At 68.0% G+C, this 15,184-nt stretch carries 12 protein-coding genes and 1 riboswitch; of the genes, 9 read left to right on the top strand and 3 right to left on the bottom strand.

Going from position 1 to position 15,184, the window contains the following annotated elements; all coding sequences use genetic code 11:
* Positions 1–78 precede the first annotated feature (78 nt).
* A complete protein-coding gene (locus ACW17U_RS18515; protein ID WP_492054315.1) occupies positions 79–879 on the top strand; it encodes an SDR family NAD(P)-dependent oxidoreductase in 801 nt (266 codons plus the stop codon).
* A 131-nt stretch (positions 880–1,010) separates the two neighbouring features.
* On the opposite strand, the gene ACW17U_RS18510 is transcribed toward ACW17U_RS18515, so the two are convergent.
* Complete coding sequence (locus tag ACW17U_RS18510) at positions 1,011–1,706, bottom strand: MarC family protein (RefSeq protein WP_492054314.1); 696 nt, start codon at positions 1,704–1,706, stop codon at positions 1,011–1,013.
* Between the two features lie 85 nt (positions 1,707–1,791).
* On the opposite strand from ACW17U_RS18510, the gene pyrF reads away from it, so the two are divergent.
* Complete coding sequence (gene pyrF / locus ACW17U_RS18505) at positions 1,792–2,493, top strand: orotidine-5'-phosphate decarboxylase (RefSeq protein WP_492054313.1); 702 nt, start codon at positions 1,792–1,794, stop codon at positions 2,491–2,493.
* A gap of 41 nt (positions 2,494–2,534) precedes the next feature.
* Here pyrF and ggt read toward each other — a convergent pair whose 3' ends face one another.
* Complete coding sequence (ggt, locus tag ACW17U_RS18500) at positions 2,535–4,226, bottom strand: gamma-glutamyltransferase (RefSeq protein ID WP_492054312.1); 1,692 nt, start codon at positions 4,224–4,226, stop codon at positions 2,535–2,537.
* Between the two features lie 283 nt (positions 4,227–4,509).
* On the opposite strand from ggt, the gene ACW17U_RS18495 reads away from it, so the two are divergent.
* A complete protein-coding gene (locus tag ACW17U_RS18495) occupies positions 4,510–6,900 on the top strand; it encodes a PAS domain S-box protein (RefSeq protein ID WP_492054311.1) in 2,391 nt (796 codons plus the stop codon).
* Between the two features lie 6 nt (positions 6,901–6,906).
* Here the strand turns inward: ACW17U_RS18495 and ACW17U_RS18490 are convergent, their stop codons facing one another.
* On the bottom strand, positions 6,907–7,122 hold the full coding sequence (locus tag ACW17U_RS18490; protein ID WP_084746108.1) for a DUF1674 domain-containing protein: 216 nt from the start codon (positions 7,120–7,122) through the stop codon (positions 6,907–6,909).
* A 79-nt stretch (positions 7,123–7,201) separates the two neighbouring features.
* Here ACW17U_RS18490 and ACW17U_RS18485 point away from each other — a divergent pair, with 79 nt between their 5' ends.
* The 6 genes from ACW17U_RS18485 (at position 7,202) to purH (ending at position 15,177) form a co-directional block, all read left to right on the top strand.
* Positions 7,202–8,485 (top strand): RsmB/NOP family class I SAM-dependent RNA methyltransferase, encoded by a 1,284-nt coding sequence (locus ACW17U_RS18485; RefSeq protein ID WP_492054310.1) that lies wholly within the window; start codon positions 7,202–7,204, stop codon positions 8,483–8,485.
* 61 nt (positions 8,486–8,546) lie between these two features.
* Entirely contained in the window at positions 8,547–9,209 is a 663-nt protein-coding gene (gene rpe, locus ACW17U_RS18480; RefSeq protein WP_062150259.1) for a ribulose-phosphate 3-epimerase, read from the top strand.
* Positions 9,210–9,217: 8 nt separating this feature from the next.
* The gene (locus tag ACW17U_RS18475) at positions 9,218–10,960 is read left to right on the top strand and encodes a heparinase II/III family protein (RefSeq protein WP_062150262.1); all 1,743 of its coding nucleotides are present in this window, start codon (positions 9,218–9,220) and stop codon (positions 10,958–10,960) included.
* A gap of 51 nt (positions 10,961–11,011) precedes the next feature.
* A complete protein-coding gene (locus ACW17U_RS18470) occupies positions 11,012–11,251 on the top strand; it encodes a hypothetical protein (RefSeq protein ID WP_492054309.1) in 240 nt (79 codons plus the stop codon).
* 178 nt (positions 11,252–11,429) lie between these two features.
* A complete protein-coding gene (locus ACW17U_RS18465) occupies positions 11,430–13,403 on the top strand; it encodes a hybrid sensor histidine kinase/response regulator (protein ID WP_492054308.1) in 1,974 nt (657 codons plus the stop codon).
* 69 nt (positions 13,404–13,472) lie between these two features.
* A riboswitch (ZMP/ZTP riboswitch) is annotated at positions 13,473–13,553 on the top strand.
* A gap of 31 nt (positions 13,554–13,584) precedes the next feature.
* Positions 13,585–15,177 (top strand): bifunctional phosphoribosylaminoimidazolecarboxamide formyltransferase/IMP cyclohydrolase, encoded by a 1,593-nt coding sequence (gene purH / locus ACW17U_RS18460; RefSeq protein WP_492054307.1) that lies wholly within the window; start codon positions 13,585–13,587, stop codon positions 15,175–15,177.
* Positions 15,178–15,184 lie beyond the last annotated feature (7 nt).

Below are 15,184 nucleotides of genomic sequence, written 5' to 3'. Positions count from 1 at the left end.
GGCCTGCCCCGCCTTGAACCAAATCGCCGGCCGTGCTGGTCTCCGGCCCAACCTCGCTTTCGCATCGGATAGAGCTCCATGGCCCGCCGTCTCGCCCTGATCACCGGTGCCTCCGCCGGCATCGGAGCCGCCTTTGCCCGCATCCTGGCCAGCCATGGCTATGACGTGGCCCTGACCGCGCGCCGCGCCGACCGGCTGGAGGCCCTGGCCAGCGAGATCCGCCTGCGCTTCGGGGTCGAGGCCTATGCCATCCCCGCCGACCTGGCCGACCCGGCCGGGGTCGAGGCCGTTCTGGCGGGCGTGGTCGCCCAGGGCCGGGTCGTCGACGTGCTGGTCAACAATGCCGGCTATGGCCTGCCGGGCACCTATGCCACCACCAGCTGGGCGGATCAGGGAAAGTTCCTGCAGGTCATGCTGACCTCGGTCTGCGAGCTGAGCCACAAGGTGCTGCCCGGCATGATCGAGCGGAAGTTCGGCCGCATCGTCAATGTCGCCTCCCTGGCCGGCCTCGTCCCCGGTGCGGCCGGCCACACCCTCTATGCGGCCACCAAGGGCTTCCTGGTGAAGTTCTCGCAGAGCCTGCACCTGGAGAACCTGGCCACCGGCGTGCACGTGTCGGCCCTGTGCCCGGGCTTCACCTATTCGGAATTCCACGACGTCAACGGCACCCGGGCCCAGGTCAGCCAGTCCCTGCCCGAATGGCTGTGGCTGGGGGCCGATGAAGTGGCCGCCTCGGGCTATGAGGCCGTCGAGGCCAACCGCCCGGTCTGCGTCCCCGGTGCCCCCAACAAGACCATCGCCGCGATCGCCAAGATCCTGCCCGACGACTGGGCCCTGGCCCTGATGGCCAACCAGGGCAACCGCTTCAGGAAGGTTTGAGGCTTCTTCATCCTCCCCCTGCGGGGGAGGGGGACCGCCGAACGGCGGTGGAGGGGGTCTTACGCTGGCACGACGCTTGAGCGACTTGCCCCGCTGCGCGCTCCTCCCCCGAAAGGGGAAGATGAAAACCCCTACTTCCCCTCAGCGTAAGGTGCCTTCGCATCCTGGCGCACCAGGCCGCGCGTGGCATCGCCCACCCCGACCAGCACGAACTGCACCGCCAGGGCGCAGAGGATCAGGCCCAGCACCCGCACGACGATGCTCATGCCGATCCGGCCCAGGACCTTGCTGATCAGGGGCGAGGCCCAGAAGGTCAGCACCGTGACCACAGAGACCGCCGCAATGACGCTGACCCCCAGGGCCATGCCGGCCGCGCCAAATTCCTTGGCCTCGGCGGCATAGATGATCACCGTCGAGATCGAGCCCGGCCCGATCAGCAGCGGCATGGCGAAGGGCACGATCAGGCGCTCGAAGCGGGCCTTGGCATAGACCCGCGCCGACTGGCCCTCGATGCCCTCGGCCGCGTCAGCGAACATGGTGGTGAAGTCGTCACGCACCATGTCCAAGCCGAGGATGAACAGGATGATGCCGCCGGCGATGCGGAAGGCCGGCATCGAAATGCCGAAAAAGGCCAGCAGCCCGACCCCGGTAAAATAGAAGAAAACCAGGAAGGCGACCATGAACAGGCCGATATAGACCGCCACCATCCGGCGGCCGGCGGCGGCCGCGCCCAGGGTCGCGGCGGCGAACAGCGGCACATTGCCGATCGGGTCGATCAGAGCAAACAGGGCGACGAAGAAGTTGACGGCAAGTGTGGCCTCGGTCATTCGACGTCCTTACCTTTTTCAAAGCGCCGGCTTCCGCCCTTTCCTAGGGTGAACCCCCGCGCGCGCCAACCCCCGGGGCAAGACCATGACCGCCGATCCGCGCCTGATCATCCCGCTGGACCTACCCACCGTCGACGAGGCCCGAGCCATGGTCGAGCGGCTGGGTGATGCCGTGTCGTTCTACAAGATCGGGCTGGAACTGTTGGCCACCGACGGCATGGGCCTGGCCCGGGCCCTGAAGGCCCAGGGCAAGTCGGTTTTCCTCGACTGGAAACTGCACGATATCGGCGCGACCGTGGAGCGCTCGGCCCGGGTGCTGGCCGGGGCGGGCTGCGACCTGCTGACCGTCCATGCCGAGCCGCAGGTCATGCGGTCGGCCGTGCTGGCCCGGGGTGATTCGGATCTGAAGATCCTGGCGGTGACGGTGCTGACCAGCCTGACCGACGCCGATCTGGCCGAGATGGGCTATGCTTTCGGGGCTCGCGACCTGGTCGAGCGCCGCATCCGCCAGGCCATCGACTGCGGGGTCGACGGGGTGGTGTCCAGTCCGCATGAAGCGGCGCTCGCCCGCGAAATCGCCAAAGACGCCTCAAGGCCTGACTTCCTGGTGGTGACCCCCGGCGTGCGACCCGACTGGTCCGCCAAGAACGACCAGGCCCGCGCCGCCACCCCCGCCGACGCCCTGCGCGCCGGCGCCAGCCACCTGGTCTGCGGCCGCCCGATCACGGCGGCGGCCGATCCGCACGCGGCGGCCCTGCAGGTGATCGCGGAGATGGCCGGGGTATGATCAATAGATACTCCCCCACTGGGGGAGAATCTTTCGCCCGCCTACTTCACCACCCTCGCCTCACCGCGCGCCCGGGGATCGGCGACCGGAACCGGCGCGCCGTTCAAGACCTGGATGGCTTCGATATCGCCGTTGTAGTCCTGGTCGACCAGGACATAGCCCATGGCCTCCAGCCCCCGGCGCAGCTCGGCCGAGGCCGGGGCATAGGGCTCGAAGGTGATCGTGTCCTTCGGAAGCAGCTGGTGGTGGAAGCGCTGCTGCTTCTGGGCCTCGGCCAGGGACAGGCCGTGATCATAGACGTTGGCCAGCACCTGGAAGACCGAGGTGAAGATCCGCGAGCCGCCCGGCGTGCCGATCACCATGGCCACCTGGCCGTCCCGGGTCAGGATGGTCGGGGTCATGGACGACAGGGGCCGCTTGCCGGGCGCGATGGCATTGGCCGACCCGCCGACCACCCCGAACATGTTGGGCACGCCGGGCTTGGCCGAGAAGTCGTCCATCTCGTTGTTGAGCAGGAAGCCCGCCCCCTCGACCACCACGCCGGAGCCGAACCAGCCGTTGATCGTATAGGTGTTGGAGACGGCATTGCCCCATTTGTCGACGATCGAGAAATGGGTGGTCTGCGGCCGCTCCAGGCCCGGCTGCACCGACGGGGTCGGCGAGGGCTTGTCCGGGTCGATCTGGCCAGCGCGCCGCGCCAGATAGGCCGGAGCGATCAGGGCCTCGACCGGCACCTTCACGAAATCCGGATCGCCCAGATATTCGGCCCGGTCGGCGAAGACCCGCTTTTCGATCTCCGCGACCAGATGCATGTAGCGCGGGCTGTTCAGCGGCACGCCTTCAAACAGCCTGGCCGCCTGCTGCTTCATCAGCAGCAGCTGCATCAGGGCGATGCCGCCCGAGCTGGGCGGCGGGGCGGTGATGACCCGATAGCCGCGCCAGTCGGCCTGCAGGGGCTCGCGCCACACCGCCCTGTAGGCCGCCAGATCGGCCCGGGTGATCAGGCCCTTCACCGGGCCGCGCCCCATCTGGGCGACGATCAGCTCGGCGGTCTGGCCCTCATAAAAGGCCTTGTCGCCGTCCCTGGCGATGCGGGTCAGGGTGTCGGCCAGGGCCGGCTGGCGGAACATCTCTCCGGCCTTCAGCCCGCCGAAATGGGCCTCGAAATTGGTCGGGGCCAGGGGGCCGCGGCTGCCGTCGAGGATGCCGATCAGCTGCGGCGTGACCAGAAAGCCGTCGCGGGCATAGCCGATGGCGGGGGCCAGCACCCTGGCCCAGGGCAGCTTGCCGAACCGCTGGTGGGCCATGGCCATGCCGCGCACCGTGCCGGGCGTGCCGACGGCCAGATTGCCATACTGGCTCAGCTCGGCCACCGGCTCGCCGTCGGGGCCCAGGAACATCTCGGCCCGGGCGGCGGCGGGGGCGGTCTCGCGATAGTCGAGGAAATAGGGCTTGCCATCGACCAGCAGGGTCATGAAGCCGCCGCCACCCAGATTGCCGGCCTCGGGATAGGTCACCGCCAGGGCAAAGGCCGTGGCCACCGCCGCGTCCACGGCATTGCCGCCGGCTTGCAGGATCTGTTCAGCCGCCAGGGCTCCATAGCGGTCCGGCGAGGCGACCGCGCCGGCGGTGAGGGTCGGTTGCGGCCTGGCGGCGGGCTTGGCCAGAACCGGGGGCGCGGCGAATAGCAAGGCGGCGGCGAGCACCGCGCAGAACCGGGCGAACAGACGCAAGACAACAGCCTCCCTCGGGTGAGAGCCCGACGTTAGTCGATACTGGCCGCGCCAGAAGCCCTGACGACGAAAGACGCCGCGAATTTCCGAACACGTGCGGGACAGGGCATCGCGGTCGGCCCAAGTGAAAAGGACTGGGCGCCGATCGACCTCGCGTCGATTTGACACAGCGAATGCCGTTTCCTTTTAACGAATGCGCGCCACTGTCGATCATGGCGCCTAACCGGTTCGCCGGCGTTATCCTTTCCGGTTGAGGCCCATCTGGTAGGGCAGGATATTCTGCATGGTCCGCAAACTCGGCACTGACCGATCCGCGTTGCCCCTCGTCGACGAGCAACAGTATCGCATCCTCGTCGACGCCGTGACCGACTATGCCATTTACATGCTCGACCCCGCCGGTGTCGTCACAAGCTGGAACGCCGGGGCCCAGCGCTTCAAGGGCTATAGCACCGACGAAGCCATCGGCCGTGACTTCGCAATGTTTTATGCCGCCGAGGACCAGGCCGGCGGCGAACCTCAGCGAGCCCTCGAAACGGCACGGCGGCTAGGGCGCTTTGAGAGCGAAGGGTGGCGGGTCCGCAAGGACGGGAGCTACTTCTGGGCCAGCGTCGTGATCACGCCCATTCATGAGGGCAATAGACTGGTCGGGTTTGCCAAGGTCACGCGCGACATCAGCGAGCGAAAGGAGGCCGAGCAAAGGCTGGCTTCCGCAATGGCTGACGCGGCGAAAGCGCAATCCGACCTTTACGAGCGTAAAGCGGCCAAAGCCGCCCAACAGGCGATCATGCTCAAGCTTTCGGAGGACATGGCGGGCGTAGGGACCTGGTCATGGGATGTTGCGACCGATCGCACCACCTGGTCGGATCAGGTCTACCGAATTCATGGCTACGAGATCGGCGTTGAACCGCCGCCCTTGCAGGGGGTCCTCGACCGATACCATCCTGACGACGCGAAGCTCCTGGGCGACTGTGTGCAGCGAGCGGTCTCTGAGGGGCGCGATTACGCCTTGGAGGCTCGGATCTACCGGCCTGATGGCGCGGAGCGACAAGTGATCGCTCGCGGTGCCTGTCTTCGCGATACAAGCGGCGCGATCAGCACGATAGTTGGTACGTTTCAGGACATCACCGAACATCTGACGACGTCGCGGTTCATCCGCACCTTGGCCGACAATCTGCCGGGTCTGGTCGCCTATTGGGACAGCACACTGCATTGTCAGTTTGCAAACGCCGCCTATTCGGATTGGTTTGGCATCTCTTCAAGCGAGATGCTCAAGATCACGCTGCCTGAACTTCTGGGCCCTGAGCTGTTTGCTAAAAATGAACAGCACATTTGCGGCGTACTGGCAGGGGAACGGCAAACATTCTCTCGAACCCTGGTCAAACCTTCCGGCGACGTCGGCCATACCTTGAGCCACTATATTCCGGACACTGATTCATCCGGGCAGACCCAGGGCTTCTATGTCATGATCAGCGACGTCACGTCGCTGAAAATTGCCGAGGAAAAGCTTCAGGAAGCCAATACTCTTTTGGTGGCCGCTCGCGATCAGGCTGAAGCTTCTGCCGCCGTGAAGTCAGAGTTTATGGCCAATGTGAGCCATGAGCTTCGCACACCCCTCAACAGCATCATCGGATTCTCGGAGTTGCTGAAGCCCTGCCTGGAGAATGATCCGCAAAGCCACCACTATGCCACGCGCATCAGTCAAGCGGCCGACGCGCTGCTCACGGAAGTGAACGACATTCTGGATTTCTCCAAGCTTGAGGCGGGGCAGGTGGAGATCGAACTGCGCCCTGTCCAGCTCGGTGAGTTCCTGTCCAATTCCGTCGGACTTATGGCCCCCCAGGCCGCCGCAAAGGCGCTGGCGCTGATCTGCGACATTGATCGGGCACCAGACGCAGCGCTGCTGCTCGACGACACGCGGCTGCGGCAGGTTTTGCTGAACTTGATCAGCAATGCCGTAAAGTTCACCGGCGTGGGCTCCATAACGGTTTCCGTTGCGCCGATCGCAGACGATCAACGCCTCCGTTTTGAGGTTCGCGATACCGGCAGCGGCATAGCGGCAGAGCGCATTGATCGGCTGTTCAAGCGATTCTCGCAGGTGGACGCCTCAACCGCCCGTCTTCACGGCGGCACAGGACTTGGCCTCGCCATCTGCAAAGGGCTGGTGGAGGCCATGGACGGCACCATCGGCGTCACCAGTGTTCTGGGTAAAGGCAGCACCTTTTTCTTCGAGGTGCCGCTGGTAAAGGCCGACCTCGAAAGGCAACCCGATCCTGATTGCGACAAACACGACGCCGATACGATCCACGGACTCAGCCTGCTGATCGTGGACGACAACGAGACCAACCGGGAACTCGTGCGCCTGATCAGCGAAAGCGTCGGACTGGAGGTGGTCGAGGCCGACTGCGGTGAAGTCGCCGTCAGCAGGGCGCGCGAGCAACCGTTCGATCTGATCCTGATGGATATACGGATGCCGGGCATGGGCGGAGAAGCGGCCGCTCGCGCCTTCGTCGACGGTGCTGGGCCAAACGCGGATACGCCCATCCTGGCCTTCAGCGCCGATCTCGCGACCTCGTTTGGAGCATCGGGGCCCTTTTCAGGCACCATCGCCAAGCCCATCGCCCCCGCCGCCCTCGTGGACGGCCTGTGCTACGCCTTGGCGGGCCACAGGCGGTAGAGTGCCTCAGAAATCAACCGCCACGCCCTTGCGTTCCCAGTCGCCGAACCGGGTCGGTTCGGGGCCGTCGCGGCCGCCCTGTTCGTCGGCCAGGATCATCGCTTCAGCGGCGGCACGGCGGGCGGCGGCTTCTTCAAGGGCGCGCAGGGCGGCGGGGGTCAGGACCTTGTCGGGGGCGGCCCCCAGGGCCTCGGGATTCGGGGTGTTTTCGGGCTCGGACATGTCGCTTCCATAGCACGACCCCTGCGCCAATTCATCCAAGCCCCTTGCGCTCCGTCGCGTCACAAGGCACGGCGGGGCGGTGAATCATGAACTCAATGACGGCCTCCCCGCCCGGGAAGCTGCGCTTAACCTGATCGACGCGGCCCTGTCGCGTCGCGGCGGCCTCGACGAAGCCGCATCCGCCCACGGTTTCCGCTTCCTGGAACCGCGCGAGCGCGCCTTTGCCCGCGCCCTGGCCATGGCTACCCTGCGCCGCCTCGGACCGATCGACCGCGCCCTTTCAGCCAAGCTGCAGAGAGAGCCGCCGCCGCGCGTGCGCAACCTGCTGCGCCTGGGAGCCGTCCAGGCCTTCTATCTCGAGGTGCCGGCCTTTGCCGCCGTCGCCACCAGCGTCGAACTGGCCGGGGCCAACAAGGCCAGCCGGCCGTTCAAGGGTCTGGTCAATGCCGTGCTGCGCGGCCTGCTGCGCGACGGCCCGCCGTCGGACGATCCCGAGCACCTGGCACCGCCCTGGCTGATCTCGCGCTGGACCAGCGCCTGGGGGGTCGAGACCGCCCGCGCCGTCGCCTCGGAAATCGCCAAGGAGCCGGCCACCGACCTGTCGCTGAAGGACCCCGCCTTGGCCGAGTCCTGGGCTGAACGCCTTGAGGGCGAGGTGCTGCCCGGCGGCACCCTGCGCCTGGCCCGCAAGGGCGACGTCGCCGCCTGGCCGGGCTTTGAAGAGGGCGGCTGGTGGGTGCAGGACGCCGCTGCCGCCATCCCCGCCCGCCTGCTGAACGTCAAGCCCGGCGAGACCGCCGTAGACCTCTGCGCTGCGCCGGGCGGCAAGAGCCTGCAACTGGCTGCGGCCGGCGCCGTGGTCACCGCCGTCGACCGCTCGGCCGCACGGCTGGAGCGCCTGACCGACAATTTCCGCCGCATGGCCCTGACCGCAGAGGTCGTGGCCGCCGACGCCGGGGCCTGGGACGACAGCCGGACCTTCGACGCCGTACTGCTCGATGCCCCCTGCTCGGCTACCGGCACCTTCCGTCGCCATCCCGACGTGCTGTGGGCCGCTCGCCCCGGCGATGTGGCCAGCCTCGCCGCCGTTCAGGCCCGCCTGCTCGACGCCGCCGCCGACCGGACCCGGCCCGGCGGCCGGCTGGTCTATTGCGTCTGCTCGCTGGAGCCCGAAGAGGGCGAGGCCCAGGTCGAGGCCTTCCTGGCCCGCCGGCCCGACATGCGCCTGGATCCGGTCACGGCGGGCGAGGCCGGTTCGCCGGCCGCAAGCCTGACGACCCGCGGTACGCTTCGCCTGCTGCCCCATCATCTCGAAGGCGGCCAGGACGGCTTTTTCGCAGCCCGGTTTGTCCGCCAGGACTGAGTTGGCGGGCGCGACCATCCGTTCGCTTGTCCCACGCGGCGACCCCGGTTAAGCCAAGGGCATGACCGCCGCACCGCTCATCGCCCCGTCCATCCTCGCCTCCGACTTTGCCAAGCTCGGCCAGGAGGTCGCCGCCATCGAAGCGGCCGGTGCCGACTGGGTGCATGTCGACGTGATGGACGGCCATTTCGTGCCCAACATCACCCTGGGCCCTGACATCGTCAAAGCCATCCGGCCGCATGCCAGTATCCCCTTTGACGTCCACCTGATGATCAGCCCGGCAGACCCCTATCTCGAAGCCTTCCGCGCCGCCGGGGCGGACATCATCAGCATCCATCCCGAGGCCGGACCGCACCTGCACCGTTCGCTCAAGCGCATCCGCGAGCTGGGGGCCAAGGCCGGGGTGGTGTTCAATCCCTCGACCTCGATCGACCATGTCGAGTGGATCCTGGAAGACGTCGACCTGCTGCTGGTCATGTCGGTCAATCCGGGCTTTGGCGGCCAGAGCTTCATTCCCGGCCAGCTGCGCAAGGTCGAGGCCCTGCGCAAGATGGTCGACAGGGCGGGCCTGGACATCATCATCGAGGTCGACGGCGGCGTGACCCCGGCTACCGCCCCGCAATGTGTCGCCGCCGGGGCCACGGCCCTGGTCGCCGGCTCGGCGGTGTTCAAGGGCGGACCCGAGGCCTATGCCGGCAATATCCGCGCACTGAAGGGCGGCTGATCGCCTCGATGGTGGCCGAACGCATCGCGCGCCTCTTCTCAGGATTCCCCGCCCTTCCGCGCGGCGGGATCCTGTCGCGGGCGATCGGGGCCAACATCAAGCGGCACGTCGAACGCGAATGGTTCGGCTCGCCGCCGCACCGGCTGCTGATCACCCTGCCGCGGCCCGGCGGCCTGGCGGCCCGGCCCCACGATCCGCGTCCCGTCGATCCCGAGCATGGCCGCAAGATCCTGGCCGGGATCATGACCCTGTCGGGCGGGGCCCTGCGCCTGGGCGAGGCCGGCGATCCCTTCGACACCCCCAGCCCCTCGCGCCGCTTCGCCCTGGCCCTGCACCGCTTCGACTGGCTGCCTGATCTGGTCGCCGCCGGCAGCCAGGAGGGCCACAATGCCGGGGCCCGCCGCGCCCTGCGCCTGCTGGACGACTGGCGCCGGGTCTTCGGCCGCTGGAACGCCTTTTCCTGGAGCGGCGAATGCCTAGAGCGGCGGGTTTTTCACCTGGCCTGCGCCGCCCGCACCCTGGCGAGCGAGGGCTCCGACGCCGAGGTCGCCGACCTGACCCTGGACCTGGCCCGCCAGGCCCGCCAGCTGCTCAAGGCCTCCGACGCCCCGGACCGGACCCTGGAACGGGCCGTGACCGTGACCATTGCCGGCTGTGTCCTGGCCGACCGGCCGGGCGAGCGCCTGATCGACCAGGGCCTGAAGATCATTGCCCGTGAGATCGACCGCATCGTGCTGGGCGACGGAGGCCATGCCAGCCGCTCGCCCGAGGCCGGGCTGGAGCTGCTGTTCGACCTCCTGACCCTCGACGATGCCCTCGGCCAGCGCGGCCGCCCCTCGCCGGAGGCCGTCAGCCGGGCCATCGACCGCCTGGCCTCGGCGACACGGTTCTTCACCCTGGCCGATGGTCAGCTGGCGGCCTTCCATGGCGGCGAGGCCGTGCCCTCCACCCGCATCGCCGCCGCCCTGGCCCATGACGATGCCGGTCCGCGCCCGCCCTTCTCGGCCAGCCACAGCGGCTATGAGCGCTTGCAGGGTGCCAGTCTGCAGATCATGGCCGATGCCGGCATCCCGGCCACCGGCGTGCTGAGTCGCGCCGCTTGCGCCCAGCCGGCCGCCATCGAGATCGTCTGCGGCAAGGACCGGCTGATCACCAGCTGCGGCTGGAGCCCCGAGGCCGGGGGTGCCCATGCCTTCCGCCTGTCGGATGCCGCCTCGACCCTGTCGGTCGGAGATGGCTCGGCCGGCCGTCCCCTGTCAGGCTTCCGTGCCCACGCCCTGGGCCCCTGGCTGGTCGATGGCGCGACCGATGTTCAGATCAAGCGCCATGACGCCGAGAACGGGGTCTGGCTGGACGTCGTCCATGACGGCTGGCGACGCCTGGGCCTCTCGCACGCCCGCCGGCTGTTCCTGGACATCACCCACGACGAACTGCGCGGCGAGGACAGCCTGATCCCCATCGCCCCCGGCGACGCCGCCGGCCCGCGCCGCTATCTGCCCTTCGCTGCCCGCTTCCACCTCCACCCAGACGCCCGCGCCTCGATCGCCCGCGACGGCAAGAGCGTGCTGATCCGCGGGCCGTCCAATGTCGGTTGGTGGCTGCGCAATGACGCCGTCGACGTCGAGATCGCCGCCTCGGCCCATTTCGACCACGGCCAGGCCCGCAAGGCCGGCCAGATCGTGCTGAAGAGCCAGGTCCGCCCCGAGGTCGGGGCCAAGATCCGCTGGAAGCTGACCCGGGCCGAGGGCTAGGCGGTGGGGTTCGCGCGACGGCCGCCGCTGGATCCCGGCCGCTTACGGCAGGTGCCTGACTACAGCCAGGACGAGGTCGCCGAGGTCTGCACGGCCCTGGCCGCCGAGGCTCCGGCGCTCTGGGCGGTGCTGGTGCGCGAGGCACAGGCGCCGGCAAGCGTGACCACGGCCGACTACGACGATTGTTATGACGCCCTGCTGACCTGGCTGTTCGAGCGGCGGTATGTGGATACGCACATCGAGATGGCGATGTTGTTCAAGGCGGTGAGGGGGCGGGCGGGGGGCGCTTAAGCTCTGAACGACGCGGGCTTGGCAGGCGTCAGGCTGGACCTTTTCATCCGCCCCCAGAAAGGGAGAGGAACTTCATCTCCTCACCCCACGAGACAAATCGTCGCAAGGCCGCCGCTAGCCGAGTCGGTCTAAATCCTAGGCACCGCAGATTACCGCTGCACGCGCAGTTTGAGGCCATATGATCGCCGGAGCTCTGGACCAGACCTCGACTGTGACCGCTACCCTGCAGGCCGCCCTCGATGTGGTGCCCAACGGTTTCGCGGTGTTCGACGCCGATGACCGGTGCCTCATGTGGAACGCACGCTATGCGCGTCTGTGGGCCAATTGGGGCATCGTACTGACGCCGCTGGCGCGGTTCGAGGATCTGCTGCTCGCCGGACTGGCCGCAGGGCGCTATCCCGAGGGGTCTGCTGCGCCCGATGCTTGGCTCGCCCATCAGTTGGCCCGCCGCAAGCTTGATATGGCCGAGGAGTTTCGGGAGGAATTCGGCGAGCATCTGCGCTTTGAAAACCGGCGCACGCCTTCGGGCGGCATTGTAACCACCTGTGTCGACATTACCGACCTGCGCCGTGGCCAGGAACAGGCCCGGTCCGCTCAGTCCTTCCTCGACGCCGTGATCGAGAACGTGCCGGCCGCGCTGTTCGTCAAGGACGGCGATACGGGCCGCTTCCTGCTGGTCAACCGGACCGCCGAAGATCTGCTGGGCTTGTCGCGCGCCGACCTGCTGGGCAAGAACGACCACGACTTCTTCCCCCTCGAACAGGCTGATTACTTCGCCGCCGTAGACCGTCAGGTGGTGGAGAGCGGCGAACTGGTCACCATCGACGAGGAGCCGCTGGACACGCCGCACAACGGCCGCCGCTGGCTACAGACCCGCAAGATCGCCGTTTCGGGCGAGGATGGTCGCCGCCACCTGCTGGTGATCTGCGAGGACATCACTGGGCGCAAGGCCAACGCCGCCGCTCTGGCCCAGGCCCTTGAAAAGGCCGAGGCCGGCAGCATCGCCAAGAGCGAATTCCTGGCCAATATGAGCCACGAGATCCGCACACCGCTCAACGGCGTGGTCGGCATGGCCGAGGTATTCAGCCGCACCGCCCTGGACGAGGCCCAGCGCGAGATGATGGCGGTTATCCTCAATTCGGGGCGCACGCTCAACCTGCTGCTCAGCGACATCCTGGACCTGTCGAAGATTGAGGCCGGGGCTCTGGATCTGGCCGAGGAGCCCCTGGATCTGCGCGAAGCGGTCAGCGCCGCCGTTGCCGTCTTCGAGGCCGTGGCCCAGAACAAGGGCCTGACCTTTCAGCTCACCTTTGCCGAAGACTTCCACGATCACGCCTCGGGCGACGCCCTGCGTCTGCGCCAGATCATCGCCAACCTGACCAGCAATGCGGTCAAGTTCACCGCCCGGGGTGTGGTTGCCATCCAGGCCGGGACGCAGCTGCAGGCCGACGGACGACTGGGGCTGACCGTTACGGTCAGCGACAGCGGTGAAGGCTTCGACCCCGCCACCGGCGATCGGCTGTTCGAACGCTTCCAGCAGGCTGACGGCTCGGTGACCCGCAAGGTCGGCGGCACTGGCCTGGGCTTGCCCATAGCCCGGCGGCTGGCCCGGTTGATGGGCGGCGATATCGTTTGTACCGCCCGGCCCGGGGCCGGGGCCACTTTCACCTTTCATGCCCCACTGACGGCCAGCCAGGCCCCGGTGCCGGAGCCAGTCCTCGACCCCTCGGCGGCCTGGGCCGAGGCGCCCCGGCTGCGGGTGCTGCTGGCCGAAGACCATCCCACCAACCAACAGGTAGTCTGCCTGATGCTGGCCGACGTCGCCGACGTTACCGTGGCGGCCGACGGCCAGGCGGCGATCGAGGCCTTTGATAGCAACCCCTTTGACGTCGTACTGATGGACACCCAGATGCCGGTCCTGGACGGCCTGGCCGCCATAGCCGCGATCCGCGCCCGGGAAGGTCAGCTAAGCACCCGGCGCACCCCGATCATTTCCCTCACCGCCAATGCCATGCCCCATCAGGTCAAGGCCTGTCTGGATGCCGGCGCTGACCTGCATCTGGCCAAGCCCGTCAGCATCCAGGGCTTGCTGGCCAGCCTGAACACGGTTCTGGCGGGCGGGCCCACACCGGAACCCTGCCTCAAGGGGTGACCGGGAAGCCGAGCAGCGGCGGCGCACGCAAGGCGCGATTGACTCCCCGGGCTTCCCCCGTATTTTCCGCCCCGTTCGGGTGACTGGCGCTGGAGGTGGGCAACCACCGGGGAGCTCGAACGCAGATTGCCGCGCGCCTGGGCTCCTCACTGTCTCGTTTCACCAGACCCGGAGTCCCGCTGTGCCCGCCGCCCCCGACTATCCCGCCGCCCCCGATCTCGTTGCGCCCAAGCGCGCCCTGCTGTCGGTCTCCGACAAGACCGGCCTGGTCGAGGCGGCCCGGGTGCTGCACGCGGCCGGCGTCGAACTGGTCTCGACCGGCGGCACCAAGGCGGCGATCGCGGCGGCCGGCCTGCCGGTCAAGGACGTCTCGGACCTGACGGGCTTTCCCGAAATGATGGATGGCCGGGTCAAGACCCTGCACCCCATCGTCCACGGCGGCCTGCTGGGCGTGCGTGACGCCCCCGAACACGCCCAGGCCATGGCCGAGCACGGCATCGGCGGCATCGATATCCTCTATGTGAATCTGTATCCGTTCGAGGCCACCGTGGCCAAGGGCGGCAGCTATGCCGAATGCGTCGAGAACATCGACATCGGCGGCCCGGCCATGATCCGCTCGGCGGCCAAGAACCACGGCTATGTCGCCGTCTGTACCGACCCTTCGGACCTCGCCGAGGTGCTGGACGCCCTGGCCGCCGGCGGCGGCACCAGCCTGGTCCTGCGCCAGACCCTTGCGGCCCGCGCCTATGCCCGCACGGCGGCCTATGACTCGGCGATCAGCGCCTGGTTCGCGGCCGCCCTCGGTCAGGACTTCCCGGCTCGCAAGGCGATCGCCGGCGAGCTGCGCCAGGTGATGCGCTATGGCGAGAACCCGCACCAGAAGGCGGCCTTCTACGCCTTCCCCAACCCTCGCGTCGGGGTGGCCACGGCGACCCAGCTGCAGGGCAAGGAACTGTCCTACAACAACATCAATGACACCGACGCCGCCTTCGAGTTGATCGCCGAGTTCGATCCGGCGGCCGGTCCGGCCGTGGCGATCATCAAGCACGCCAACCCCTGCGGCGTGGCCGTCGGCGCAAACCAGCGCGAGGCCTATGAGCGGGCCCTGGCCTGTGACCCGACCTCGGCCTTCGGCGGCATCGTGGCGGTCAATAGCCGCCTGACCCGCGAGGCGGCCCTGCAGATGGTCGAGATCTTCACCGAGGTGGTGATCGCGCCGGAGGCGGACGATGACGCCATTGCCGTATTTGCGGCCAAGAAGAACCTGCGCCTGCTGGTCACCGGCGGCCTGCCGGACGCCCTGTCGAGCGGCGACACCTTCAAGAGCGTGGCCGGGGGTTTCCTCGTGCAGTCGCGTGACGATGCCCGGATCACGGCGTCGGACCTGAAGATCGTCACCAAGCGTCAGCCGACGGACGAAGAGGTCCGCGACATGCTGTTCGCCTTCACGGTGGGCAAGCACGTCAAGTCCAATGCCATCGTCTATGCCCGCGCCGGCCAGACCCTCGGTGTCGGGGCCGGCCAGATGAACCGCAAGGATTCGGCCCGGATCGCCGCCCTGCGCGCCGCCGATTTCGGCCTCGACCTGGCGGGCTGCGCCTGCGCCTCGGAAGCCTTCTTCCCGTTCGCCGACGGGCTGATCCAGGCCGCCGAGGCCGGAGCCACCGCGATCATCCAGCCGGGCGGCTCGATGCGTGACGGCGAGGTGATCGAGGCCGCCGACCGCCTGGGCCTGACCATGGCCTTCACCGGCGTACGGGTATTCAGGCACTAGGATCCCG

It is taken from the genome of Caulobacter sp. AVps16 (assembly GCF_058681455.1).
The sequence above is the reverse complement of the archived record's forward strand: the minus strand, read 5'-3'. Positions and strand labels throughout refer to the sequence as shown.